Here is a 25,970-nt window from a genome sequence, read left to right as displayed (position 1 = left end):
CGCCGGGTCTCATTGCTCGCCCCGATCCATCACGCGTACCTGGATCAGCGTGACGACCAGCAGCACCAGGAACATGAGCGTGGCGACGGTGGCGCCGTACCCGGCCCGGAAGTTGCGGAACGATTCCTGATAGACCTGGTAGACCATGGTCGTCGTGCCGGTGCCGAGCGGCCCGCCGCGCGTCATCACGTTGATGATGTCGAAGACCTGCAGCGAGTTCAGCAGCACCGTGATGGACAGGAAGAACGTGGTCGGGCGTAGTTGCGGCAGCAGCACTTCGGCGAACATGGTCCAGCGGCTCGCGCCGTCGATCTCGGCGGCTTCCATCAGATCCGCCCGCACGCCCTGCAGGGCGGCCAGGTAGATGACGAAGGTGTAGCCGAGGTTCTTCCAGATGTAGGTGACCGTCACCATGAACAGCGCCCAGTTCGGGTCCTGGTAGAAATCCGGCACCCGCTCGACGCCGACGCGGCGCAGCAGATCCTGGACCAGCCCGAAACTGGGATCGAAGACGAACTGGAAGGCCACCCCGATCGCGGCGCCGGAGATGACGAACGGCGCGAAGACCGCCGATCGGACGACGTTGCGGCCGAACAGCTTCCGATCCAGCAGCAGCGCGAGCGCCAAGCCGAGCGCCATGCTGCCCAGTACCGCGGCCAGCGTGAAGACCACCGTGTTGGTGACGATTTCCCAGGAATCGGCCCGGCTCCACCACTCCCGGTAGTTCGCGAAGCCGATGTAGCGGGCCACCGGGTCGGAGATGTTCCAGTCGGTGAAGGAGAGCCGGATGTTGTCGACCAGCGGCCGGTAGACGAACAGCGTCAGCAGCGCCAGATTCGGCGCGACGAGCACGAGGAACAGCCCGTAGTCCTGCCACGGCTTGCCCCGAAGCCCCCTGTCGCGGGGTTGCGGTAGCACTCGCTCCGGCCGTGTTCGCACGGCGGAGACTTTACGACGCGCGCAGCAAATGTTCGGTGAATATCGCCTGGCGGCGCGCTGAACATTCGACCAGTTCGCGTGCCGCCGTCGAACCGATATCCGTGACCAGCTATTTCGTGGCGAAGACGGCGGCAAGGACGAAAACGCCGACCGCGCGGCGGTGCGGGGTCGGCGTTTTCGTGGCTATTACCTGGGGATCAGTTCCAGTCGCCCAGGCCGTCGCGCGAGTTCAGCGTCCCGCCCGCGGTGTTCTGCACGATGACCGGATCGCCCTTCTGCGCGTTCTCGAAGAACCAGCGAGCGTCCTCGGTGCTCACGTTCAGGCAGCCGTGGCTGGCGTTCGACACACCCTGCTGGCCCACCGACCACGGGGCGGCGTGCACGAAGATGCCGCTGTTGGAGATGCGGGTGGCGTACTCGACCTCGAGCTTGTAGCCCTCGGGCGCGTCGATCGGCACGCCGTAGGTCGAGGAATCCATGATCATCTTGCGGTTGCGCTCGCCGACGATGTAGATGCCGTTCGGGGTCTCGTACTTGGGCTTGCCCATCGAGGTCGGCATTTCCTTGACCACCTCGCCGTTGCGGGTGACGGTGATGGTCTTGGTGGTGTCGTCGGCGGTGGTGATCAGCGCGTCGCCGATGCGGAACGAGCTGGTCGTGCCGCCCGCGACCACGGTCACGTCGGTGTTGTCCGGCCAGAAGTCGTACGGCCGCCAGCGCACCTGCCGGTCGCTGAACCAGTAGAAGTGGCCGGGCGCGTCCTTGGCAGAGGTGATCTTGATTGCCTTCTCGGCGGTGGCCTGGTCGGTGACCGGCTCCTGGAAGGTGATGATGATCGGCTGCGCGACGCCGACCGTCTCGCCGTCGGCGATGTTGATGGTCGGCGGGGCGAAGTTGGCCTGCGGAGCGGGATCGGTGGCCGCGGCGGCCGATCCCGAACCGACTCCGGAAACGCCCTGCTCGGCCTGAGCGGGAGCGACGATCATGGCACCGGCCGCCGCGATCGCCGCGGACAAGAGGACGCCCCGCCGAATGCGGCGGGCTAGCCGGTTTTCCTCGCGGAAACTCGACAGCGACCTGTTGTTCGAAGCGGCTTGCATAGGTTTTCGTCCATTCCAGCTCTCGCGCGCGCGTACGCGAGCGAGATATCTCATCGGTTTGGTGCTCGGGCGCCCGCGAACCGTGTCGCGAGTCCATCGGAGCTGCCATGGGTATTGCCGGGGGCCTGCGAAGCACCCACGGGCATGACAGCCCAACCCCGTTCATTCCTACCGTCCCGGCACGACATGAAGCCAGTGGCGATATTCGGTTATGCGCCCGCACGGTCGGATGTGTTATGGAACACATAAGCCATTGACAGTCATTGCCTTTCGGTAAACGGCCCGGTCAGGTCGGCAAGTGCGGTGCCGGGGCGGCAACCTGCCGTCCGTCCGGTTTTGTGCAAGATCAAACAATTTCGTGACCGAAATCACTCGATGACGTCGAAGGGAATCGACCGATGCGGCCCGGTCGCGATGTTGTGCGGCACCGAGAGTGGCGTCCGTCCGCGCGCGTAGCGCGGCGGCAGAGCGAGGCGGACGCGGCGGAGCAGTGTGGCCAGCACCACGCGCAGTTCGTAGTCGGCGAGGCTCGCGCCGACGCAGCGTCGATGTGCCCCACCGTACGGCGCGAGCTCGAACGGACCGTAGCGACGGTCGAGGAATCGCTCGGGCCGGAATCGGGCGGCATCGTCCCAGGTGTCCGGGTCGGAGTGCAGCAGGGGCAGCGCGAGGCCCATCGTGTCGCCGGCGCGCACCCGCACGCCGCGCAGCGTGACGGGCTCGGTCACCCGGCGCAGCACGATCGGCACCGGCGGGTGCAGGCGCAAGGTCTCCTGGCAGACGGCGTCGAGATAGGGCAACCCGGGGAGAGCGGCGGGCGAATCACCCGCCTCGCGCAGTTCGGCGCGCAGCCTGCGCAACGCCTCGGGTACGCGGTGCAGATGGTAGAGCGCCCAGACCAAGCTGGTCGCGGTGGTCTCGTGCCCGGCAACGAGCAGGGTGCGCAGCTGATCGCCGAGATCGGCGTCGGTGGGGGCGCTTCCGTCGTCGTAGCGCGTGCTCAGCAGCAGGCCGAGGATGTCGCAGTCGTCTTGGCGCGCAGTGCCTTTGCGCTCGGCGAGATCCGCCTGGACGAGCCGGTCCAGATGTTCGCGCGCCGCGACGAACCGATCCCACGGCGCGCGGCCGAACGCACCGCGGCGCAGCGCGGGCAGCAGCAGCAGCGGGCCGGAGAAGGCGGTCAGGAACTCGGTGATCGCGGCGGTGTAGGCGACCCGTCGCTCGCGGGCGCGCACGCCGAAGACCGCCTCCAGGATCACCCGCAGCGTGATCGAGCGCGCCGCGGCGCGCGAATCGATCCGCGTCCCCGGTCGCCACGGCGTCGTCTTACCCGGTCGCCACGGCGTCGTGCCGCCGTCGATCTCGTCGAGCGTCGCGGCCTGTATCAGCTCGCCGTAGGCGCGGACCCGCGCACCGTGGAAGGCGGGCGCGAGCAGGGTCCGATCCCGCCGGTGCCTGGCGCCCGAGGTCAGGATCAGCGAGGCCGGTCCCACCAGCGGCTCGATCGGATTCGGCCGCGGCGGTTCCAGCAGCTCCGTCGGCGCGCGGAACAGTTCCCGCGCGCCTGCCGGTGTTCCGGTGAACAGCACCGCACCGAAGCCCGGGAAGCGGACGTAGAAAGGATCCCCCTCGCGGGCCCGCCGCCAGCGGAAATACCGTTCGAAGTCCAGCCCGGCCGCGAGCGCGTGCAACGGGAACAGTCGCGGCGGCGCGGGGACGGCGGTCTCGGTCGGCATGCCTTTACCTACGAGTTGCCCGCGGCGGCGGTTCGACCGGAGAGGTCAGTGCGGCGAACTCCAGCGCCCGAACGGCGTCGCGAGGCAGGACGCGCCGGTGGCCATGTTCCAGGCGAGGGCCGCCGCGCCGAGGCACACCACGGTTCCCTCCTCGGTGCTGACCTGCGCGCGCGATCCTTCGAAGGCGATGGACAACGCGATGGTCCTGCCGTCGCCCGGATCGGGATCGGTGATCGAGGTGAGGGCGAGTGCGTCAGGGCCGAAGCCGAGGGCGACCGGAATCCCGCCCGCGCCTTCGCTCGCTCCGATGCCGCCCGCGGCGCCGATGCCGAGCGCGGTGGCTCCCGAGGTTGCGCGGGCATAACCCACACCGTCGAAACCGGCCGAACGCGCTTCCCCGAGTGTGTCGGTGGCGGCACGGCAACCGCTGCGACCATCGATGACGGTGATATCGCCGCCGTACTCCGCACTGCAATGCGCATCGGTTGCCGATGCGAGGGCGGGGAACGCGAACGAGCTGCCCACCGCGGCGGTCGAGCAGATGAGTGCGCTGATCAGCTTCACGGACAACCCCTTTCGCGCCGTAGTGCCCACCATACCGAGACGGTTGCCCGCGGAGTTGTGCCGCTGCGTGCCCGCTCGAGTGTGCCTGCCGAGCCCGTTCCGACTCGACTACCGCGTTGCTGATGGTGTATGCATGGCGTGATATTTGAAGATCAGGTCGTCAACTTCGGATTCTTACGGGGGTGTGAGTTCGGAGCGTTACAGCTCGGGAGGACTGTACGTGTCTCGTCAACTGCTATCCGGTATCGCGCTCGCGATCGGAACCGCCGCCGCCGTGTTCGCCCTGGTGGCCTGTAGCTCGACGATCAGCGGCACCGCGCAGCCCGCGGTCGACAGCGGAACCATCGACGCGGTCAACACCAGCACTCCGAAGACCTCCGCGCCCAGGTCCAGCGCCAGGCCCACCTCCGGCAGGCCGACGCCGACGGGCGGCAACACCGATTTCGAGGCCTCCATCGGCGATTGCGTCACCTTGGGCGGCACCACGACCAACGCCACCATCGCGAAGGCCTCCTGCGGCAGCCGGGCATCGAACTACAAGGTCATCGGCAAGACGCCGACCAGCTCGGGCTGCCCGGCGGACCGCGACAACTACTACGCCGAGACCATCAACGGCGTGCAGCAGGGCGCGCTGTGCCTGGACATCGATTGGGTGGTCGGCGGCTGCATGGACGTCGGCGGTGACGACCCGAAGCGGATCGACTGCACCGAGCGCGGTACTCAGGGCGTCCGGGTGACCAACATCAAGACCGGCGCGACCGACGCGAGCGTCTGCGACAGCGGCATCGGGTTCGAGTACTCCGAGCGCCGCTTCGTGGTCTGTGTCGAGGAGCTGTAACTCGCACTAGGTTGGACCGGTGACCACCGCCCAGGAGCTACCCCGGCTGCATTCGGCGACCGGGCGGTGGATCCTGCTGGCGACCATCCTCGGTTCCTCGGTCGCCTCGTTGGACGCGACAGTCGTCAACATCGCGCTGCCCCGCATCGGGGAAGCCCTCGACACCGACGTGGCCGGTCTGCAGTGGACGCTCAACGGCTACACCCTGACGCTGGCCTCGTTCATCCTGCTCGGCGGCTCGCTCGGCGACAAGCTCGGCAGGCGCAAGGTCTTCGTCTGGGGCGCGGTCGGTTTCGCGATCGCCTCGGTGCTGTGCGGCGCGGCCGTGAACATCGAGATGCTGGTGGCGGCGCGGGTGCTCCAAGGCGTGGCGGGGGCGATGCTGACGCCGGGCAGCCTGGCATTGATCTCCTCCTCGCTCGACGAACGCGATCGAGGCGCGGCGATCGGGCTGTGGTCCGGTTTCGGCGGGGTGGCGGGCGCGCTCGGGCCGTTCCTCGGCGGCTGGCTGATCGACTGGGTCGGCTGGCAGTCCATCTTCTTCATCAACGTGCCGCTGGTCGCGGTGGTCGTGGTCGTCGCGCTGCGCCACGTGCCGGAGAGCGTCGACCCCAACGCCGTCGCGCGGCTCGACGTCCCTGGCGCGGTGGTGGTCGCGCTGGCGCTCGGCGCGCTGACCTTCGGGCTGATCGACGCGATGCCCCTGCTCGCCGCGTCCGGCGTGCTGTTGCTCGCGGTGTTCGTGGTGATCGAGCTGCGCAGCGACCATCCGCTGGTGCCGCCCGCGCTCTTCCGTTCGCGGGTGTTCACCGCGGCGAACCTGGTGACGCTGGCGGTCTACGCCGCGCTCGGCGGCGTCTTCTTCCTGCTCGTGCTGGAACTCCAGCTGGTGGCGGGCTATACGCCGTTGCTGTCGGGGCTGGCCACGGTGCCGGTCACGCTGATCATGCTGGCGCTGTCCGCGCCCGCCGGGCGATGGGCCCAGGTGCACGGACCGCGCATTCCGATGACGCTCGGACCGCTGCTGGCCGCCGCGGGATTGGTGCTGCTGCTCCGCATCGGACCGAATGCCGGATACGTCGGCGACGTGCTGCCGGGAGTCGTGGTCTTCGGGCTCGGTCTCGCCGTGCTCGTCGCGCCGCTCACCGGCGCCGTGCTCGGCGCGGTGCCCGCGTCCGAGGCCGGTATCGCCTCAGGGGTGAACAACGCCGTCGCCAGGACCGCGCAGCTGCTCGCGGTCGCCGCGCTGCCCGGGCTGGCGGGCATCTCCGGTTCCCTCGCCGACCCGGCCGCGTTCGACGACGGGTTCGAGACCGCCATGTGGATCTGCGTGGGGCTGTTGGCGGCCGGGGCGCTGATCGCCGCCGTGCTGTTGCGTCCGCAGCGCCATGCGCCGGATCTGAAGAGCGTCGAGTGCCTGCCGCAGTGCGCCGTCGCGGGCCCTGCTATCGCACCCCGGCGGAGCCTCGTCGATGACGCGACGCACGGGAGCGCTGAAGCCCCCTAGGCGGAAGCTCCATAGATACAGAAGGGAGCGGGCGATATCGCCCGCTCCCCGTCGTCCGCACGGTGGCCGATCAGATCGGCACGAAGCCCGAGCCGGGCCCGCCCCGCGCGTTGAGGTCGTTCATGATCGCACTCATGTTGGTGCCGACTTCGGGACCGAAGCAGGCGATGGCCAGGTAGGCGTTCACCATGCCGACCAGGGTGGTACCCACCACCACGGGAGCGCCGGAATCACCCTCCACGACGCACATCTGGCTCCAGGTCTCGACATTGGTGCCGAACACGTCGCCCCACGCGATGCCACAAGTGTTGCCGGTGGTGCGGCCTTCCTTGCAGACGATCATCGGGAACTGGGCAGGCGCGCCGATGCCGGTGATGGTGACGTTGCCGATCCGGTTGACCGGGGTGATCGCGCCCCCGTCGAACTCGATGACGGCGTAGTCCAGCTCGGAGTTGGAGTAGACGAAACGACCGATCTGGCCCGCGCCGCGATCGGCCTCGGAGTACACCTTCGCACCCGCGTCGCCGCAGTGTCCGGCGGTCAGTCCGACAAGTCTGCCCGCGCTGTCGTGACCCACCGTGGTGACGGTGCACTCGAACATATTGTCGATGATGATGCCGGATCCGCCCCCGATCACCGGCGGCGCGGCAGCCGCGGGGCCCGCGCCCGTCCCTAGCAGCGCCGCGCCGAGGGCGACGGCGAAGACGGCGTTGGCCGCCTTGACGAGTTTGCTGAACATGTCCCTCCAGATGTCGGAAGCCCGCACGATATCAATCTGTCGCACCCATCGTGTCAGTATTCGGTCTCGGGCGCGTCTCGTACCGAGGATGCCTCGGAGGTGCCGCCGAATCGTAATCGCGATAGCTAATCTCTATTACTGAGCTCAATTGGACGACACGCCCAATGTGTTTCAAATTCGGTAGAACTCATTCAGCAAGCATTCAAAATGACGCCAGCTTTTAGATGAAAGATTTCCTCGTAATTGACCGGAGATAGAAGAGAAGCCCATATGGCGGCGCCTCAACTGTAACTTGTTCTAAAATTTTGGTGCTTAATTTTGGTGCCGGAGACAAGGAGGTCGCAGCGTTCTCGTGAGGTTTCCACGAAGGTGACTCGAATCTATGACTGCAATCACATGACGATGGTGTGTTCTGCACTACTCCGTAGTAAGGTGCGTCAAGCAAACAAGTCGTCGGGGTGAGCAACCGGCGTCGAGAGGGGTTAGTCAGTGCAGTCGACCAAGAGTCCTCCCACGGGATCACGGATAAGTGAAGCGGTCGATTGGACGAGGTCGTACTGGGAAGACCATCCCAAGCGGTCACTGGAGACCTTCGGCCGTCAGATCACGATGGGTATCGCCGCGGTAGCGGAACTGTTCATCGCCATCTTCCGGCGGCGGTTCCCCTTCGGTGAATTCGTCCGGCAGTGCGCCTTCATGGCCAATGTGGCCGCGGCCCCCACGTTGCTCGTCGCGATTCCGATCGGCGTCATCGTCTCGATTCAGGTCGGCGCGGTCGCCGGTCAGGTCGGCGCGACGTCGTTCATCGGCGCGGCCAACGGCCTCGGCATCATCCAGCAGGGCGCGCCGCTGGTCACCTCGATCATGATCGCGGGCGCGGTCGGATCCGCCATCTGCGCCGACCTCGGCTCGCGCACCATCCGCGAGGAGATCGACGCCATGAAGGTGATGGGCGTCGATCCGATGCGCCGCCTGGTCGCACCGCGGCTCGGCGCCGCGATGCTGGTCAGTGTTCTGCTCTGCGGCTTCGTCGTCTTCGTCGGCTTCCTGACCGGCTACATCTTCAACATCTTCGCCCAGGGCGGCACGCCGGGTTCGTACGTCAGCACCTTCTCGTCGTTCGCCGTGACCCGTGACCTGTTCGTCGCGTTGGTGAAGTCGCTGATCTTCGGCCTGCTGGCCGCCATCATCGCCTGCGATACCGGTCTGAACACCCGCGGCGGCCCCGGCGGTGTCGCCAACTCGGTGAACTCGGCGGTGGTCAGCTCCGCGCTGATGCTCTTCGGCGTGAACCTCATCATCACCCAGGTCTACAACGCACTCTTCCCCCCACAGGTGGTCTGAGCCGGTGTCATCAACCTACGTACCGCCGCTGCTGCGGCCCCTCCAGGGACTCAAGCGTTCCGCGCAGGCGCCGGTCGATCTCGTCGCGCGGCTCGGCCATCAGGTGTTCTTCTTCCTGCGGTCGGTCGGCTCCATTCCGCTGGCGCTCAAGCAGTACCCCAAGGAAGTGTGGCGGCTGCTCTCCGACGTCACTTGGGGCAACGGCAATCTCGTCGTCGGTGGCGGCACCATCGGCGTCATCGTGATCCTGAGCGCGTTCGGCGGCATGACCGTCGGCATCCAGGGTTACACCTCGCTGAACCTGCTCGGCCTCAGCCCGATCACCGGCGCGATCTCCGCGTTCGCGACCACCCGTGAACTCGGCCCGCTGCTCGCCTCGCTGGCCTTCGCGGCCCAGGCGGGCTGTCGATTCACCGCGCAGCTCGGCGCGATGCGCATCTCCGAAGAGATCGACGCGCTCGAGTCGGTGGCCATCCGGCCGCTGCCTTACCTCGTCAGCACCCGGATGTTCGCGGCGATCGTCGCGATCGTCCCGCTGTACTGCCTCGGCCTGGCCACCGCCTACCTCTCCTGCTCGCTGACCGTGCAGCTGGTCGGCGGCACCGCCAGCGGCACCTACGCGCACTACTTCTACCAGTTCCTGATACCGACCGACGTACTGTATTCGCTGCTCAAAGCGATCATTTTCGTCGCGATCACCACCTTCATCCAGTGCTACTACGGCTTCTTCGCCTCCGGTGGCCCGGAAGGCGTCGGTGTCGCGGCGGGGCGGGCGATCAAGATGTGCATCATCCTGGTCGTTTTCGCGGACCTCTTCATGACGTTGGCGATATGGGGGGTCAACCCCGGAATCCGGATCTCGGGGTAAGGGCCAGATGATCATCGATCCCAGTGGGCGCGGGCCCACGATGCGGCAGTTGCTGATCGCCGGCGTGTGCGGACTCGTCGTCTTCGCGCTGGTGCTCGCTTTCCTCATGGCGCGCTACACCGGCTACTTCGTACCCAAGGTGAACGTCGTCGCCAGCCTGACCACGACCGGTGACGGCCTGCCGTCGGAAGCCGACGTGAAGTTCCGCGGCGTCCTGGTCGGCGTGGTGGACTCGGTCGAGGTCGCGGCGAAGGGCGAACTGCAGAAGGTGCAGATCGAACTGAAGCCGGAGTACGCGGGCGACATCCCGTCCAACGTCACCGCGCGCGTGGTGCCGAGCAACCTGTTCGCCGTCACCTCCATCGAACTGGTCTTCAACGGACCGGCCGACACCTACCTGAAGGAAGGCTCGATCATCGAGGAGGACCGCAGCAAGGGCACGATCGCGCTGCAGGACACGCTGACCACGGTCCGCAACATCCTGGACAAGATCGACCCGGTGCAGTTCGGCCGCGTCCTCGGCACCCTCTCGCAGGCGCTGGACGGCAGCGGCCGGATGCCGGGCTCGACCATCGAGCGGCTGGACCGCTGGGTGCTCGCGGTCGACGAGTCCATTCCGGATCTCGGTGTGCTGCTCGACGACTTCTCCGGTTCGTTCCGCGCGCTGAACCAGTCGGCGCCCGAACTGCTCGACGTGCTCGGCAGCTCGGTGCAGACCGCGACCACCATCGCCGAACGCCGCGACGAGCTCGTCGCGCTCATCACCGGGACCAGCGGCACGGTGGACACGGTGAACGCCCTCTTCGCCCGCAACCCCGATGTCGGCAAGCAGGTCACCGTCGGTACCGCCGACATGTTCGGCGCGCTGACGGCCGACCCCGACGCCATCACCAGGACGCTGCTGAACTTGAGCGAGTCGACCAGGGCGATGAGTACCACCTTCCACTGGGGTCCGCAGCAGCAACAGGTCTGGAACGCCGGTATCACGCTGACGCCGTACAAGCCGTACACCGTCGCGGACTGCCCGCGCTACGGCGGGATGGCAGGCCCGAGCTGCGCCACCGCTCCCGAGGTGAACGAACTGCCGCCGCTGCCGGAGAACCTGCGGCCGCGCGCGCTGGAATCGGCGGCCGGTCTGCCACCGGTGGTGCCGATGCCCGGCCTGCCGCTGATCCCCGGCGTCACCATGCCCGATCCGGGCCGGGTCGTCGCCGACCTGCAGCAGAACGCGCAACAGCCGTTCGCGGGCACGCCACTCGAGGGCCTGTTCCCGATGCTGCCCGGCCTGCCGGGCATGGCGCCCGCTCCCGCGCCCGCGGCGGCTCCCGCCGCGACCCCGGCGGCCGCCCGCCCGATCTCCTATCAGGGTGACGCGGCGATCGAGCAGCTGCTCGGCCGCAAGCCGACCACCGCGGAGTACCTGCTGCTGAGTCCGATTCTGAAGGGCGGAACCTTGCAAGTGTCCGAGAATGGTGCCGTCCGATGAGTATTCGTAAGCCGCTGATCGGTTTCGGACTCTTCGCGATCGTCTCGATCCTGGTGACGGTGGTCGTCTGGAACACGCTCGCGCGCGTGGTGCCCGGCGACACCAAGACCTACTCCGCGACGTTCACCGATGTGCTCGGCCTCCGCGAAGGCGACGACGTGCGCATGGCCGGTGTCCGGGTCGGCAAGGTCGAGAAGATCGAGCTGGCTCGTGACAATCGGACCAGGGAGTCGGTCGCGAACGTGACGTTCATCGTCGAGAGCGACCAGACCATCTACGACGACACCAAGGCGCTGGTCCGCTACCAGAACCTGATCGGCCAGCGCTATGTGGCGTTGTCCCCGGGCGGAGCGTCGAATCCCGCGCCGCTGAAGAACAATGCGTCGATTCCGCTGGAGCGCACCGAGCCGTCGTTCGACGTGTCGGGTCTGCTCAACGGATTCCAGCCGCTGTTCCAGGTACTGCAGCCCGAGCAGGTGAACCGCCTCTCGGAGACGTTCATCCAGGCGCTGCAGGGCGACAACGTCTCGCTGAGCTCGTTCATCGTGCAGGCCGCCCAGCTGGCCACCGATTTCCAGCGCCGCGACGCGATCCTGTCCGACGTGATCACCAACCTGTCCGGTGTGATGGCGGGCTTGGCCAAACGAGGTGATGAATTGGAGACCCTGGTGACCCAGACCCGGGCCTTGATCGGCGGACTCTACGAGCAGGGCCAGATCCTGCTGCATTCCACCGAGCAGATCGCGAGCGCGACCACGTCGCTGGTCGGCATGGTCGGCAACATCCAGCCCAAGCTGCAGGTGGCGCAGAACTCCACGAGCGCCGCGCTGACGCTGCTGCTGGCCAACGGCGCCAAGCTGGACCAGGCCGCGATCGACGTGCCGAACATCCTCTCGGCGGCAGGTAGGCACACCTCCGAGGGCGGCTACGCCAACGCCTACCTGTGCGGCCTCGACGTCTCGCTGTACGGTGTGCTCTTCCCCCGCGGTCTGTTCTCGCAGATCGGCGGCAACGCGCACTCGGCGGTGTGCCGCCCATGATCGCGAAGATGAAGAACCGCTTCGACAGCAACCGCTACTTCTGGCTCGGCCTCATCGGCGCCGCTCTGATCGTGGTGCTGCTGATGGCATCCGGCATCATCCGGATGCTCGGCGTCGGCGATCAGACCGTCAAGGCCGAGTTCGTGCAGGCGGCCGGTATCAAGGTCGGCGACAAGGTCAACGCCGCGGGCGTTCCGGTCGGCACGGTGACCGGTGCGAAGCTCGAGGGCGGCCACGTGCTGCTCACGATGAACGTCGACAAGAACGTCGAGCTCGGTCCGGACGCGCGCGCCTCGATCAAGATGGCCACCCTGCTCGGCGCCAGGTACGTCGACCTCGATCCGGGCAACGGCTCCGGACTGAAGGACGGCCGGATCCCGTTGTCCAACACCGCGGTTCCGTACAACCTGGCCGACGTGGTGCAGATCGGCACCCCGAAGTTCGAGGCGCTCGACACCGCCAAGCTCGCCGAGTCGCTCAATGTCATCAACGAGTCGATGGGCGGCTCGGCCGAGCTGACGGCGCAGGCGCTGGACAGCGTCGGCGCGCTGGCCAAGGTGATCGACACCCGCCGCGACGAGGTCGACAAGCTGCTCAAAGACTTGGACCGGGTCACTCAGATCCTCGGCGACAACCGCAACAGCGTGCTGCTGGTGATCACCCAGGGCGAGGCCATCGCCAACCGGGTGATGGAGCGGCAGGACCTGCTGCGTCAGCTGCTCGACAACATCGCCGCGCTGACCAAGCAGCTGCAGGAGATCGGCGCGCAGAACGAGGGTCAGCTCGGCCCGACCATCCAGCAGTTGAACACCATGGCCGAGGGTCTGCAGAAGAACAAGGACAACCTGGATCGGATGCTGTCGATCATGCCGCCCACGGTGCGCTACCTGGCGAACTCGTGGGGTGGCAGCGGCCCGTACGGCGACGTCGGTCTGCCGTGGCTGTTCCCGGACAACTGGTTGTGCTTCGCACAAGCCATCGAGGGGTGCCAGTGATGAAATTCGCCACCACAGGCAAAATCAAGTCCGTCGCAAAGCTTTTCGCGATCAGCGCCGCCGCGCTGACGGTCGGCAGCTGCTCGCTGTTGCCCACCTCGGTGAACGACGCGCTCGGCGGCACCATGCACATCACCGCCGACTTCGAGAACATCGCCGGCATCTACGAGGGCAACCCGGTCACGGTGCTCGGACTCCAGGTCGGCAAGGTCGACAAGATCGTGCCGAAGGGCACCCTCGTCGAGGTGCATCTGTCGATCGATTCCGGGGTGAAGATCCCGAAGAACGCGGAGGCGGCGATCGTTTCGCCGTCGATCGTCACCGATCGGCACATCGAGCTCACCCCCGTCTACACCGAGGGCGAGGCGATGAGCGAAGGCACGCATCTGCCCAAGGCGCGCACCAGAACCCCGGTCGAGCTGGACACGATGATCAAGACCATCGATCAGTTCGCCGCCGCACTCGCGCCGCAGGAGGGTTCCGAAGGAATCGGCCCGCTCGCCGGCCGGGTGCTCTACCCGATGCTGGACGGCAACGGCGCGAAGATGCGGGACACCCTCAACGCGCTCTCCGGCGCGCTGAAGGTCGGCGTCGACAACAAGGACGCGATCTCCAATATCATCGTCCAGCTCAACGAGCTGACCACGATGCTGGCCCAAAACGACCAGTCCGTGCGCGATTTCAGCAACCGGGTGACCCAGATGACCGGTCTGCTCGCCGAGCAGGCGCCCGGTCTGCAGGCCACGCTCGACCAGCTCAACGACTTCCTGGCCAACACGAGCACCACGCTCGTCGATTACCAGGATCAGCTGTCGGGCAGCCTGACCGGGCTGACAAACGTCACCCAGCAGCTCAGGGACAACGCCTACGGCCTCACCGAGGTCACCGACGTGGCGCCGATGGCACTGCAGAACGTCGACCGGATCGTGAACCGCGAGGGCCGCTACGTGCGCCTGCACGCCATCATCGGCACCGCGCTCAACGGCGAGATCGTCGCGCTGTTCTGCGAGCGGATACAGATGAAGGCCGACGGGTGCCGCACCGGAAATATGCAGGACTTCGGACCCGACTACGGACTCACCGCCGCACTGCTTGGACTGACGAAATGACGTACCGCATGACGATCAAGGCACGCAGGGCGCTCGTCGCCGTCGCGGCGGTGGCCGGGGTGGGCATCACCTCCGGCTGCGGTCTCACCGTCGAGGATCTACCGCTGCCCAAGCCGGGGCAGGCGGGTGAGACCTACACCGTGCAGGCCGTGTTCGAGAACGCGCTGAACCTGCCCGACCAGGCGAAGGTGAAGATCGGCGGTTCGGATGTCGGTGTCGTCACCGACATCAAGACCAAGAACTTCCAGGCGGTCGTCGACCTGAGCATTCGGAGCGATATCGAGCTGCCCAAGGGCAGCACCGCCGAGCTGCGCCAGGCCACTCCGCTCGGTGACGTGTTCGTCGCGCTGTCCAAGCCGAAGGTCGAACCGGGCGCGCCGATGATGCACGACGGCGACACCCTCACCCTCGAGCAGACCTCGGCGGGCGCCACCGTCGAACAGCTGCTCATCTCGGTGTCCATGCTGTTCAACGGCGGCGGCATCGCCTCGCTCACCAAGCTGACCTCGGAACTGGATTCCATCGTCGGCGGGCGCGGGGAGCAGGTCGCGCACCTGATCACCGAATTGACCGGTGTGGTCGGCAGTTTGAACGACAACACCGCCCGGGTCGACGCGGTGCTGAACCAGTTCGGCACGCTGGCGAACACGCTCGAATCGCGGCGCTCGGAGCTGGGTCAGGTGGCCGACACGCTGCCCCAGATGATCGGCGCCATCGCCGAGAACAACCGGGCCATCGGCGAACTGCTGACCAAGGTGTCGGTCGCCAGCGCCGCGCTCGGCGATTACGCCGACACCACCGGCGATCAGCTGGGTGACCTGCTGGTCAATACGCAGGCGCTGATGGACGCGCTCTCGCGAACGGGCGACGACTTCGGCCTCCTGATGGATCGTCTGCACGAGATCCGCCCCAAGGTGGACGCCACCTTCCGCGGCCGCAGCTTCGCCGTCTACGCGACCGCGACCAACCTCGATCTCAGCGCGCTGACCGACCCGCAGCACGGCAGGCTCCCGAATCTGGAGGACCTGCAGGACTTCGCGGGCAGCCTGATCCAGGTGCTGCAACTCGTGCAGCAGCGGGTGGAAGGAGGCCACCGATGAGCGCGCTGTCGAAGATCTGGTCGAACAAGCTGATCCTCTCGGCGATCGGCCTGGTGATCGTGCTGATCGTCGGCGCGTCGTACCTGCTGGTGAGCGTCATGCGGATCAACCCGCTGCGGTCGAGCTACACCGTGACGGTGAACCTGGACCGCTCCGGCGGCCTGCAGCCGGGCAACGACGTGACGCTGCGCGGTTACCGCGTCGGCAAGGTCACCTCCATCGAGCTGACCGATCGCGGGCAGGCCATCGCCGCACAGGCCGAGATCGACAGCCGGTACAAGATCCCGGTCGACACCGACGTGGCGGTGCAGGCCCTGTCCGCCGCCGGTGAGCAGTACATCGACTTCCGTCCCGGCACCGAGGACGGCCCGTTCCTCGCCGACGGCGCGGTGGTCCAGTTCGATCCGGAGACGGTCAAGACGCCGACCCCGGTGTGGTCGGTGCTGGACAACACCAGCGAGCTGATCGCGCAGGTCGATCCGGACAAGTTCAGCGTCATCCTCGCCGAGCTGGACATCGCGCTCAGCGGCGGCCCGGATCAGCTGCGCGGCCTGGTCAACGGCATCAGCCTGGCCACGTCGGGTCTGGATTCGCTGCTGCCGCAGACGACCAGCCTGATCACCAACCTGCGTACCATCGCCGACACCACGTCGCAGGCGCAGCCGGATCTCGCCACCCTCACCGCCAACTCCGGGGAGCTGTTCGCGCAGTTCAACGCGGCCAACGCGGAGCTGCAGAGCGTCCTCGACTCGGGCCCAGGGCAGCTGCAGAGCCTGGGTGCGGTGCTGGACAAGACGTCGGATCCGATCACCAGCCTCGCCACCAACTTCGTCGCCATCACCAAGGCCGCGCAGCTGCGCCTGCCCGCGCTGCGGGCGTTGTTCCCCTCGCTCGCCGTGGGCGTCGAGGCGCTCGGCATCCCGGCGCACGACGGCGAGTTCCACGCGATCATCGACATCTGGCCGCGGCCGTACTGCACGTACAACACCCCGCAGATCCGCAACGAGGTGGTGCAGGACGGCACCATCCCGAAATGGAACTACTGTGTGAACCCGCCGCCGGGCCAGCAGATCCGCGGTGCGGCGAACGCCCCGCGGCCCGACGTGCCGAACAACGGCGCCCAGATGCCGCCGGGTGTGGATCCGAACGAGCGGACCCTCCCCCCGGTGCGGTGAGTGTGCACCCGGGCCGGTGGCTGTGCCATCGGCCCGGCATACTCGCTGGTAGAACGCGTACGGTTCGCCCATGCGGACCGGCCAGCCGATACGGTGCGTGCGCGCGCCGGGAAAGTGCAGGATTTATCGATGTCCACCGACGACGCCGACACCAATAAAGACGCCGAGACCACGAAGAACGTCGAGCCCGCCGAGAAAAGCGCAGAAAGCGCCGCCGCGGCCGGGAAGAGCGACGCGGAGACGGCCAAGCTTGACCTGGGGAAGGCGGGCGAGAAGCAGAGCGAACCGAAGCCGAAGCCCGCTCCCGCGGCGGCCCAGGACCGGTCGAATCTGCTGCCGGTGATCGCGGCATTCGTGGCGGGCATCCTGCTCGTCGCGGCCGTCACCGCGGTGGTGGTCTTCTATCTCCAGGCCCAGAAGAAGTCGGACGAGCTCGCGGCGGTCAACGACGCCACGCGCGCGGCCTGCGATTTCGGTCGCGACGTCTCGGTCTACGACTACTCGAAGGACCTGGAGGGCTACTTCACGAAGGTCAAGGAGGGCTCCACCGGCGAGTTCCTGAAGGAATTCGACGACGCGACCAAGGCGCTCACCGACGCCATGGTGCAAGCACAGGTCAAGTCCTGGGCCGACGACGTGCAGTGCGGATACCAGGGCGGTGACACCAGCGAGGCCAAGGTGCTGGTGACGCTGACCCAGTTCCGCACCAATTTCACTCAGCAGCAGCCGGATCGGCAGTTCGTGGTGATCGTCGCGGATCTGCAGAACGAGGGCGGCAAGTGGAAGGTGAGCAAGCTCGACTCGCCGATGCTGAAGGGTGCGGGCACCGGCCTGCCCGGCGGCGCTCCCGCGCCCGGCCAGGCTCCGGCGCCGACCCAGCCGCAGCCCGGCAACTGATCGTTCGGAAAGTTCTCCGAAAGCGCCTCCGGCGGTGGGCCCAGTCACCACCGCCGGAGGTCTTTCGGGCGGTCCTGCTATGCGGTCGCGGAGCTGCTCAGAACAGGGTCAAGGTCTGAGGAGCCGCCGCGACCGCCTTCCCCGAGGCCCGCGGCCCGGTGGTCTTGTGTTGCGGTGCAGAGCTTTTCGACACGGTCTTCGGCGCGAGCGGAACCGTGCTCTCCGCCGCGGTGACAACGGCCGGTTCGGGCGCGTCGACCTCGGCGGCCGCCGAAGCCGCGGCCTTACGGGCCGCCTCGCCCGCGAGGGTGTCCGCCATCTCGTTGAAGTAGTTGCCGACATGGCCACGTACCCAACGGAATCGGACCGGACCCGGCCTGCTCGAGATGGCGCGGTCGATCTGTTTGATGATCTCCACGTTCTTGACGGCGCCACCGGACGAGGTCCGCCAGCCGTTCAGCCGCCAGCTCGAGATCCATTCCGACGCGCACTTGATCGCATAGAGCGAATCGCTTTCGATCAGAAGGGGTTCGGCGCCAGGGTGCGCGTCGACGGCCTCCAGGATCGCGCGTAGCTCGGCGATCTGATTCGTCCCCGTCGAGGCTCCCCCGCTGCGCGAAGTGCTCCCTTGATGATTGACCCAAGCCCAGCCGATAGCGCCGCCGGGATTTCGGAGGCAGGATCCGTCGGTGCTCACGATGATCATGGCTGGCACCCTACGCAATCCGACCGACAAGATCGGTACCGTGGAATTCCTCTATCTCCCTTCGCAATCGAGACTCGGTACGACGTAGCGCCGATCGCACGGCACTGTCGACCAAGCGTGCGCACATGCGGCCGAGGAAGCCGCGAGGTGCAGCGTACTCCGCTTCGGAAGTCAGCACCGACCGTCCATACCCGAGCGGGTCGAAGCGCAGCGTCAGGGTTCCCGACAACCGCCCACGCAGCGTATACCCGATCACCACGTTGCGGCGATATTCGGTGATCTCGCAGGAGATCGTGGGATGCCACGGGCCGAGCCTCGCCGCCGTGGCGAAGAGTGCGCCGAGACCTTGGTCCACCTCGCCGGTCGGTTCGAAGGAAGCGACGCCGAACATCCAGTCGGGTACGAACTGGTGGTTGTCTGTGTAGGTGAACGCTACTTCTACCGGAGCCCCGACGTCACTCGCGTACTTGATGTGGCCCATAGGCCCTCCCTGATCCACGGCTGCGGACAAAAGTACTACAACTCTCCTCTTTATTCGAGAGATTGCCGGCAATGTGGGTGAGAGGGCTTTCCAGATTCATGACCGGGCGGTTGCTTGGTGGAATCAGATCCGATCGACGATGTACTCCGCGATCGGCATGGCCGAAGTCGCCGCGGGCGACGGCGCGTTGAGGACGTGCACCGAGCGCGCGGTGCGTTCGATCATGAAGTCGTGCACCAGGGTGCCGTCGCGCAGCACGGCCTGGGCGCGGATGCCCGCAGGGCGCGGCCGCAGGTCGGCCGCGGTGAGTTCCGGGCAATAGCGGCGACATTCGGCCAGGTACCCGCGCTTGAACAGGGAATTGCGCAGTTCGCGCAGCCCCGTCCTGACGTGCGCGCGGGCCACCCGGTGCATGCCGGGAAACCCGACGATCTCTGTGGCGTCGCGCAGATCGACGCTGCCTTTGCGGTAGCCCTCGCGCGCTAGGCCGAGCACCGCGTTCGGGCCGACGGTGAGTTCGCCGTCGATGGTCGGGCTCAGGTGCACGCCGAGGAACGGCAGGTTCGGGTCGGGCACCGGATAGATCAGCGTCCGCACCAGTCCGGCGCGCTCCGGCGGCAGCTGGTAGTACTCGCCGCGGAACGGGACGATGCGAAAGTCGATCGGCAGGCCCGCCAGCCGCGCCATCCGATCGGCTTGCAGACCGGCGCAGGCCACGAGGGTGCGCGCCGTCCACGCGCCGGCCGGGCCGGAGACCGTCACCGCCGCATCGGTCTCCTCGATCGCGGTGATCTCGGCGCCGAGCACGATCTCACCGCCCGCCGCGCGCACCTGCTCGGCCAGCGCCGCGGTGATCTTCCGGTAGTCGACGATGCCGGTACCCGGCACGAACAGCGCGCCGACGCCGGTGATCCGCGGCTCGCGCCGGACCAGCTCGGCTGCGTCGAGCAGCTCGACCTGCACCCCGTTGGTGATCGAGCGCTCGTACAGCGCCAGCATCCGCTCGTACTCCGCGGCATCGGTGGCCACCAGCAGCTTTCCGCATACGTCGTACGGAATCCCTTGCGCCGCAGCGAAATCCTTCGTCCACTGCGCACCCCGCCTGCACAGCTCCGCCTTCAGGCTCCCCGGCTCGTAATAGATCCCGGAGTGAATCACCCCGCTGTTGTGCCCCGTCTGATGCACCCCCAGCCCCGCGGCCTTCTCCACCAATACCAGCCGAGCCCCCGGATACCGCTCCACCAGCCGCCGAGCCGTCGCCACCCCGACGATCCCGCCCCCGATCACGCAAAAGTCGTACACGCCCCGACAGTACTTCCCTGCCGCCGCGCTGCGCGCCACCTCCCAGGGGAGATCTCAGATGGTGGTGGTGGGGTGGGGGTCGTCGTGGCCGGTGGGGGCGTCCGGGGTGGAGGGGGTTGGGTGGCGCTGGAGTTGGATTGTGTGTTCGCCGAGGTTGGCGTCGGAGAAGACGAGGGAGAGCTCGCCGGTGCGGGTGTCGAATTCGGTGCGGAGCTGGGTGATTCCGGCCGGGTCGAGGTGGATGCCGAGGTGGTCGCGCACGGGTTCGGACAGCACGAGGCCGGTGAGCGCCGAGAAGGCGTTGGTGTCGACGGTGAACGCGACGGTGTTGGTGCGGACCGGGGCGACCTGCGCGCCGACATAGGCGGTGCCGAGGCCCAATCGACCGCCGAGCCCGGCGGGTCGCGACAGAGCGGCGGCCGGATCAGATTGCGGCACAGCCGTTCTGGCGGGGAACACGGCGGCTTGGTAGATCGGCGACAGCGCGTGAGTCTCGCTGTTCAGCACGGTGACGGCGGTCCGGGGGCCGGGGTGCGGCGTGAAGGGTTCGACGACGGGTGCGGGCGACAGCGGTGCGGCCTGCACCGTGCCCGCGCGCTGGGGATCGGCCATCTGGTTCACGATGTACGCGCCGGCAACGAAAGTCAGGCTGAGACTGGCCGCGCCGGCCAACACGATCGCGGTATGACGCACGATCTGAGCAGGATTGTGTGCCGTCACGATGCGTTCCTTTCCCTCCGCCCCGACTCCCCTCGCGTCGTCGGCCCGCATCGTTGAAAGCCGAACGCATGTCCAGGTTACGACGCCGCCCGATCGGGCACCGCATCCGTGCGAGCAGGATCACAATAGACCGGGCTACGGATGTTTCCGCCGGTTGAAGAGCGGGTAAAAAGCGGATAGCTGGCGAGCGTCATTCTCGACTGCCACTCTTAGACACCCGGCCAACGTCGTCCGGCCGTCGACGCGAACGGCGCACCCAAGTCTGGCGCTCGCCCGCTCCCGAGTTTTTCGAATCGGGTCGGGTGAAGCCCGGTCGGACGTTGTCCGGCCGGGCTGCTCGCCGTTCGGGGGGATCGGCTCAGGCGAACTGTCCCGCCGCCCGTCCCTCCCCGGTCGGTCCGGCGAAGGCCTGGGCGATCGTCAACCACTCCTCCGCATCCGCGCCGATGGCACGCACCGCCAGGTCATCGAGGTGGCGGCGCTGGGTGACCAGCAGGCAGAAGTCCAGCGCGGGTCCGGTCACCCGCTGCGCGGCGTCCTCCGGCCCCCAGGTCCAGACCGTGCCGTCGGGCGCGGTGAGCTCGACACGGAATTCCTCGGCGGGCGCCGCCTTGCCGCGCACCGAGTAGGCGAAGTTCCTGGTCCGCACGCCGAGGTGGGCGACGCTGCGCAGCCGAGCGGTCGGCTCGCGAGTCACGCCGAGCGCGTCGGCCACATCCTGTCCGTGCGCCCAGGTCTCCATGAGCCGGGCGGTGATCATCGAGGCGGGACTCATGGGCGGGCCGAACCAGGGCAGCTTGGTGCCCGCCGGCGCCGCGCGTAGCGCCTCGACCAGCGTCTTGCGCCCGGCGCGCCAGCGCTCGAGCAGGTCGGCGGGCGGCGCGGCGGCGGCTTCCTCGGCCGCCTCGTCGACGAAGGTCAGCGCCCTCGGCGCGGCCGCTGCGACCTGCTTCGCGAACTCCTCGGCGTCCGACGCCGAGACGGTGGCGATCTCGTCGGTCCAGGTCAGGTGTCCGATCTGGTGGGCGATGCTCCAGCCGGGGGCGGGCGTCGGCCGCGCCCAGTCCTGCGGGGCCAGCGGGGCGACCAGTGATTCCAGGTCCGCGCATTCGCCGGCGAAATCGCCGAGCAGCGCTTCGAGGTCAGCCATGAGTTCCCTTGCCGATCGCGGGCACACCGCCGCGTGTGCCAGGTGGGACCCAGCATCGCAGCGCCGCCGAAAAAATGCAAGCATGCGTGCTTGTATTTATCGGCGCCCCGTCACCACCCGAAAAGCACCAGGTGGGCCGCGCCGACGACCAACCCGAGCAGCGCGCCGTGCAGGTACAGCAGCCAGGCGTCCTGCTCCACCGAGGCGTAGAACATCTCCATGAACTCGCCCGGGCTCAGCTGCTGGAGCTTGCGCGCGGCGAACTCGTCGATCTTCTTCGCCTGCTCGCGCGCGAACTCCTCGTCCTCGACCATGCTCGGCGCCAACCCCACCGCGGCCCCGGCCGCGCCGACCGTCAGGTTGTCGAACTGCCGCTTGCCGAACGCGGCGCGCACCATCGAATGCGTCGGCCCGAGCTGACGGTGGATCTCCTCGGAGATCAGGCGCTCGATCAGCTGCCGTGTCTTGTCGCCGTTCGGTCCCTCCAGCAGTTCCGCGGAGAGGTTGGGCAGCGTGAGCACCTGGTAGGCCAGGATGCGCGCGAGGTCGGTGGCGGCTTGCGACTGACGCTTGGCCAGCAGCGCCTGGCGCCACAGGTACTTGTAGCGCGGCTGCGGCTCGCCGGGCTCGAAGACCATCTTCACCGCGATGACGTTCACGATCACGCCGATCGCGGCCGCGCTGAGCAGGACGATCACCCAGGCGGGCACCCAGCCGAGCACCGGAATGCGGTCGTGCACATGCAGATACAGCGCCATCAGCAGGCCGAACGGCGCACCGAGCAGGCCGACGCGGACCATGAACTTCAGCTCGGGGGCCGCGATCGTGGTGGTGAGATCCTTCAGGATGTAAGGGTTCTCGCGCAGGTAGCGGATGACGAAGCTCTTGATGTCGATGAGCTGATCGATGTTGTCGCCGAGCGAGTCGAAGCCTCGGCGGCACAGTTTCGGCAGCTGCCGGTCGACCCGCTGGTAGATGACCTGTCTCATCTGCCGAGGCACCGAGCGCCACAGGTCCGGGTTCTCCCGGTACATCACCTCGTCCACGAGCGGCCGCACCTGCGTGCGTGCCAGCTCGGCGATGTAGTCGGCGATGCCGTCGAGGTCGATTTCGTGAATGAAGTCCCTGGGACTGCCGATCCGCATCAGCGCCTTGTCGACACAGATGCTGGCCATCTTCTCCGCCCGCGCCGGGATGAAGCCCTGGAAGCCGAGCCTGCGCCCGTCCTCGGAGAAGGTCGGCAGCACCTGCACCCGTCGCGGCAGGTACGGGTACAGCACCTGCAGCCCCGGCACCCGGAATCCGCGGAACTGTACCGGCCAGAAGAGCATCAGCACGCCGGTCCAGTTGGTCAGCCAGCCCGCGAGGGCGCTGAAGATCGGGAAAGTGACCAGGTCGACCACGAACTTCGTCTGGCCGGTGAGCTCTTCCCAGTCGATGAACACCCCGGATGCGAGAGTGTTCATCCTGCGTTCCCCTTAGTGCCGTGAGCTGTAGAGGCACCCACATTCTCATTGCGCTCGCGAGGGTGTCAACGCGAGAGCGGGCACTGTCACAGACGGCCACGGCCTTCGATCGTGCCTTCGCCCTGAGCGAACGTCCGGAAAGGGTGGAACAAACCCGGAATGGGTGGGGTTGAGTAGGCATCGCTCAACTTTTGGAAGGGTCGAACACGTGACTACACCTCAGAATCTGCCGGTGCTGTTCCTGACCGATCCGATCGTGCTGCCGGGCATGGTCGTGCCCATCGAACTGGACGAATCGGCGCAGGCCGCGATCGACGCCGCGCGCGCCGGGAAGAAAGAGGCGGTCCTGCTCGCGCCGCGACTGACCGAGGGCTACGCCACTTACGGCGTCGTCGCGACCATCGAACAGGTCGGCCGGATGCGTGGTGGAGCGCCCGCGGCGGTACTGAAGGCGGAGCGCCGAGCCAAGATCGGTCACGGCGTCACCGGACCGGGCGCCGCGCTGTGGGTCGAGGCCGAGCCGGTCGAGACTCCTACCCCGGACGGCCGCACCAAGGAGCTGGCCGCCGAGTACAAGAAGCTGGTCGTCTCGGTGTTGCAGCGCCGCGAGGCGTGGCAGATCATCGACGCGGTCAACCAGCTGACCGACCCGTCGGCGATCGCCGACACCGCGGGCTACGCGCCGTACCTGTCCGCGGACCAGAAGCGCGAACTGCTCGAGACTCCCGACACGGTGCAACGATTGACCCGACTGATCGAGTGGACCAAGGCGCACATCGCCGAGGCCGAGGTCACCGAGAAGATCAGTGACGAGGTCCGCGAGAACGTGGAGAAGACCCAGCGCGAATTCCTGCTTCGCCAGCAGCTCAACGCCATTCGCAAGGAACTCGGCGAGGACGAGCCCGATGGCGCCGACGACTACCGCACCCGCGTGGAGCAGGCCGACCTGCCCGAGTCCGTCCGCGAGGCGGCGCTGCGCGAGGTCGGCAGGCTGGAGCGGGCCAGCGATCAGAGCCCGGAATCCGGGTGGATCCGGACCTGGCTGGACACCGTGCTCGAGCTGCCGTGGAACGAGAAGACCACCGACTCCACCGATGTCGCGGCCGCCCGCGCGGTGCTGGACGCCGACCACCACGGCTTGGACGAGGTCAAGGACCGCATGGTCGAGTACCTGGCGGTCCGGGCCCGGCGCGCTCAGCGCGGGCTGGAGGTCGTCGGCGGACGCGGGTCCGGTGCGGTGCTGGTGCTGGTCGGTCCGCCCGGCGTCGGGAAGACCTCGCTGGGTGAGTCCGTGGCACGGGCGTTGGGGCGCAAGTTCGTTCGGGTCGCCTTGGGCGGCGTACGCGACGAGGCCGAGATCCGCGGGCACCGCCGCACCTACGTCGGCGCGCTGCCCGGCCGCATCGTGCGCGCCATGAAGGAGGCGGGCTCGATGAACCCGGTCGTGCTGCTCGACGAGATCGACAAGGTCGGCTCCGACTTCCGCGGCGACCCGGCGGCGGCCCTGCTCGAGGTGCTGGATCCGGCGCAGAACCACACGTTCCGCGATCACTACCTGGATCTGGATCTCGACCTGTCCGACGTGCTGTTCATCGCGACGGCCAATGTCATGGAGACCATCCCCGGCCCGCTGCTGGACCGCATGGAACTGATCACCGTGGACGGCTACACCGAGGCCGACAAGGTCGCCATCGCCCGCGACTTCCTGGTGCCGAGGCAGCTGGAACGCAACGCGCTGACCGCCGACGAGGTGACCATCACCGAGGAGGCGCTGCGCGAGATCGCGGCGAACTACACCAGGGAAGCCGGCGTGCGGCAGATGGAGCGCCTGATCGCGAAGGCGTTGCGCAAGGCGGCGACTCGGCTCTCGGAGGGTGAAATCGGTTCCGGCGCTGCGGTGTCCGACATCGGTCTCGGCTACGACCCGGAGCTCGGCTACGACGTGCCCGAAACCGCCTCGCCGACAATCTCTTCCGGCCGCCTGACCGTCGGTCTCGGCGACCTGAAGGATTACCTCGGCCGTCCCCGCTTCACCCCGGACTCGGTGGAGCGCACCGCGGTCCCCGGTGTGGCGACCGGCTTGGCCGTGACCGGCGCAGGCGGCGATGTCCTCTACATCGAGGCCAACGCCGCCGAGGGCGAGCGCTCGCTGACTCTGACCGGCCAGCTGGGCGACGTCATGAAGGAATCGGCGCAGATCGCGCTGACCTACGTGCGCTCGCACCTGGAGGAAATCGGCATCGAACCGTCGGTGCTGGACCGCAATATCCACATCCACTTCCCGGCGGGCGCGGTGCCCAAGGACGGTCCGTCCGCGGGCGTCACCATGGTCACCGCCTTGGTGTCGCTGGCGCTCGGCCGCCAGGTGCGCTCGGATGTCGGCATGACCGGTGAGGTCACCCTGAACGGGCGGGTCCTGCCGATCGGCGGCGTCAAGCAGAAGCTGCTCGCCGCCCAGCGCGCCGGACTGAAGACCGTGTTCATTCCCGCTCGCAACGAGCCGGACCTGGACGAGGTCCCCGCCGAAGTGCTTGCGGCGCTGGATGTGCGCCCGGTCGCCGACGTGGCGGAGATCTTGGCCTACGCCATCGAGCCGGTGGTGGAGGAGACGCTGAAGCGACCGGCGTTCGCCGCTACTGCGTGAGTTCGGTTTCGGGGCCGGGTGCGGGAAACCGTGCCCGGCCCCTTCGTTTTCGGTGGTGATCGCC

Annotated in this window: 23 protein-coding genes; 12 read left to right on the top strand and 11 right to left on the bottom strand. The window is 67.5% G+C overall.

Going from position 1 to position 25,970, the window contains the following annotated elements; translation table 11 throughout:
- Positions 1–9: 9 nt before the first annotated feature.
- From ACRWNM_RS29650 to ACRWNM_RS29635, 4 genes are all read right to left on the bottom strand, one after another.
- On the bottom strand, positions 10–939 hold the full coding sequence (locus ACRWNM_RS29650) for a carbohydrate ABC transporter permease (protein WP_431971426.1): 930 nt from the start codon (positions 937–939) through the stop codon (positions 10–12).
- 197 nt (positions 940–1,136) lie between these two features.
- Complete coding sequence (locus ACRWNM_RS29645) at positions 1,137–2,039, bottom strand: L,D-transpeptidase (RefSeq protein WP_431971425.1); 903 nt, start codon at positions 2,037–2,039, stop codon at positions 1,137–1,139.
- A 368-nt stretch (positions 2,040–2,407) separates the two neighbouring features.
- The gene (locus ACRWNM_RS29640; protein ID WP_431971424.1) at positions 2,408–3,775 is read right to left on the bottom strand and encodes a cytochrome P450; all 1,368 of its coding nucleotides are present in this window, start codon (positions 3,773–3,775) and stop codon (positions 2,408–2,410) included.
- 45 nt (positions 3,776–3,820) lie between these two features.
- Positions 3,821–4,339 carry a DUF6764 family protein gene (locus tag ACRWNM_RS29635; protein ID WP_431971423.1) on the bottom strand — a complete coding sequence of 173 codons (519 nt, stop codon included), beginning with the start codon at positions 4,337–4,339 and terminating at the stop codon, positions 3,821–3,823.
- A 220-nt stretch (positions 4,340–4,559) separates the two neighbouring features.
- On the opposite strand from ACRWNM_RS29635, the gene lppU reads away from it, so the two are divergent.
- Positions 4,560–5,177, top strand: coding sequence for an LppU family putative lipoprotein (gene lppU, locus ACRWNM_RS29630; protein WP_431971422.1), 618 nt, complete (start codon positions 4,560–4,562; stop codon positions 5,175–5,177).
- Positions 5,178–5,196: 19 nt separating this feature from the next.
- On the top strand, positions 5,197–6,684 hold the full coding sequence (locus ACRWNM_RS29625; protein ID WP_431971421.1) for an MFS transporter: 1,488 nt from the start codon (positions 5,197–5,199) through the stop codon (positions 6,682–6,684).
- A 70-nt stretch (positions 6,685–6,754) separates the two neighbouring features.
- Here ACRWNM_RS29625 and ACRWNM_RS29620 read toward each other — a convergent pair whose 3' ends face one another.
- Positions 6,755–7,423 carry a S1 family peptidase gene (locus ACRWNM_RS29620; protein WP_431971419.1) on the bottom strand — a complete coding sequence of 223 codons (669 nt, stop codon included), beginning with the start codon at positions 7,421–7,423 and terminating at the stop codon, positions 6,755–6,757.
- A gap of 489 nt (positions 7,424–7,912) precedes the next feature.
- On the opposite strand from ACRWNM_RS29620, the gene ACRWNM_RS29615 reads away from it, so the two are divergent.
- The 9 genes from ACRWNM_RS29615 to ACRWNM_RS29575 all read left to right on the top strand — a co-directional run bounded on the left by ACRWNM_RS29615 (position 7,913) and on the right by ACRWNM_RS29575 (position 17,437).
- On the top strand, positions 7,913–8,767 hold the full coding sequence (locus ACRWNM_RS29615; RefSeq protein WP_431971418.1) for an MlaE family ABC transporter permease: 855 nt from the start codon (positions 7,913–7,915) through the stop codon (positions 8,765–8,767).
- Between the two features lie 4 nt (positions 8,768–8,771).
- Positions 8,772–9,635 (top strand): MlaE family ABC transporter permease, encoded by an 864-nt coding sequence (locus tag ACRWNM_RS29610; protein ID WP_068060715.1) that lies wholly within the window; start codon positions 8,772–8,774, stop codon positions 9,633–9,635.
- A gap of 7 nt (positions 9,636–9,642) precedes the next feature.
- Positions 9,643–11,121: an MCE family protein gene (locus tag ACRWNM_RS29605; protein ID WP_431971417.1), complete on the top strand. Its 1,479-nt coding sequence runs from the start codon at positions 9,643–9,645 to the stop codon at positions 11,119–11,121.
- A complete protein-coding gene (locus tag ACRWNM_RS29600; RefSeq protein ID WP_431971416.1) occupies positions 11,118–12,161 on the top strand; it encodes an MCE family protein in 1,044 nt (347 codons plus the stop codon). The genes ACRWNM_RS29605 and ACRWNM_RS29600 overlap by 4 nt, the downstream gene beginning before the upstream one ends.
- Positions 12,158–13,156, top strand: coding sequence for an MCE family protein (locus ACRWNM_RS29595; RefSeq protein WP_431971415.1), 999 nt, complete (start codon positions 12,158–12,160; stop codon positions 13,154–13,156). Before ACRWNM_RS29600 ends, ACRWNM_RS29595 begins: the two co-directional genes overlap by 4 nt.
- Positions 13,156–14,265: an MCE family protein gene (locus ACRWNM_RS29590; protein WP_431971414.1), complete on the top strand. Its 1,110-nt coding sequence runs from the start codon at positions 13,156–13,158 to the stop codon at positions 14,263–14,265. Before ACRWNM_RS29595 ends, ACRWNM_RS29590 begins: the two co-directional genes overlap by 1 nt.
- Positions 14,266–14,273: 8 nt before the next feature.
- Positions 14,274–15,365 carry an MCE family protein gene (locus ACRWNM_RS29585; protein ID WP_431971413.1) on the top strand — a complete coding sequence of 364 codons (1,092 nt, stop codon included), beginning with the start codon at positions 14,274–14,276 and terminating at the stop codon, positions 15,363–15,365.
- A complete protein-coding gene (locus tag ACRWNM_RS29580) occupies positions 15,362–16,540 on the top strand; it encodes an MlaD family protein (protein ID WP_431971412.1) in 1,179 nt (392 codons plus the stop codon). Before ACRWNM_RS29585 ends, ACRWNM_RS29580 begins: the two co-directional genes overlap by 4 nt.
- 129 nt (positions 16,541–16,669) lie before the next feature.
- A complete protein-coding gene (locus ACRWNM_RS29575) occupies positions 16,670–17,437 on the top strand; it encodes a hypothetical protein (protein WP_431971411.1) in 768 nt (255 codons plus the stop codon).
- A 97-nt stretch (positions 17,438–17,534) separates the two neighbouring features.
- Here the strand turns inward: ACRWNM_RS29575 and ACRWNM_RS29570 are convergent, their stop codons facing one another.
- The 6 genes from ACRWNM_RS29570 to ACRWNM_RS29545 all read right to left on the bottom strand — a co-directional run bounded on the left by ACRWNM_RS29570 (position 17,535) and on the right by ACRWNM_RS29545 (position 23,262).
- Entirely contained in the window at positions 17,535–18,143 is a 609-nt protein-coding gene (locus ACRWNM_RS29570; protein WP_431971410.1) for a ribonuclease H family protein, read from the bottom strand.
- A gap of 10 nt (positions 18,144–18,153) precedes the next feature.
- On the bottom strand, positions 18,154–18,654 hold the full coding sequence (locus ACRWNM_RS29565; protein WP_431971409.1) for an SRPBCC family protein: 501 nt from the start codon (positions 18,652–18,654) through the stop codon (positions 18,154–18,156).
- A gap of 93 nt (positions 18,655–18,747) precedes the next feature.
- Positions 18,748–19,926, bottom strand: a complete 1,179-nt coding sequence (lhgO, locus tag ACRWNM_RS29560) for an L-2-hydroxyglutarate oxidase (RefSeq protein WP_431971408.1) — start codon at positions 19,924–19,926, stop codon at positions 18,748–18,750.
- Between the two features lie 54 nt (positions 19,927–19,980).
- Positions 19,981–20,646, bottom strand: a complete 666-nt coding sequence (locus tag ACRWNM_RS29555) for a hypothetical protein (protein WP_431971407.1) — start codon at positions 20,644–20,646, stop codon at positions 19,981–19,983.
- Positions 20,647–21,004: 358 nt separating this feature from the next.
- The gene (locus ACRWNM_RS29550; RefSeq protein WP_431971406.1) at positions 21,005–21,796 is read right to left on the bottom strand and encodes a TIGR03084 family metal-binding protein; all 792 of its coding nucleotides are present in this window, start codon (positions 21,794–21,796) and stop codon (positions 21,005–21,007) included.
- Positions 21,797–21,906: 110 nt separating this feature from the next.
- The gene (locus tag ACRWNM_RS29545; protein WP_431971405.1) at positions 21,907–23,262 is read right to left on the bottom strand and encodes a hypothetical protein; all 1,356 of its coding nucleotides are present in this window, start codon (positions 23,260–23,262) and stop codon (positions 21,907–21,909) included.
- 268 nt (positions 23,263–23,530) lie between these two features.
- Here ACRWNM_RS29545 and lon point away from each other — a divergent pair, with 268 nt between their 5' ends.
- Entirely contained in the window at positions 23,531–25,906 is a 2,376-nt protein-coding gene (gene lon / locus ACRWNM_RS29540) for an endopeptidase La (protein ID WP_431971455.1), read from the top strand.
- Positions 25,907–25,970: the final 64 nt, after the last annotated feature.

Origin of the sequence: Nocardia sp. bgisy134 (genome assembly GCF_965341865.1) — a bacterium.
GTDB lineage: Bacteria > Actinomycetota > Actinomycetes > Mycobacteriales > Mycobacteriaceae > Nocardia.
This window is presented reverse-complemented; position numbering and strand designations above follow the sequence as displayed.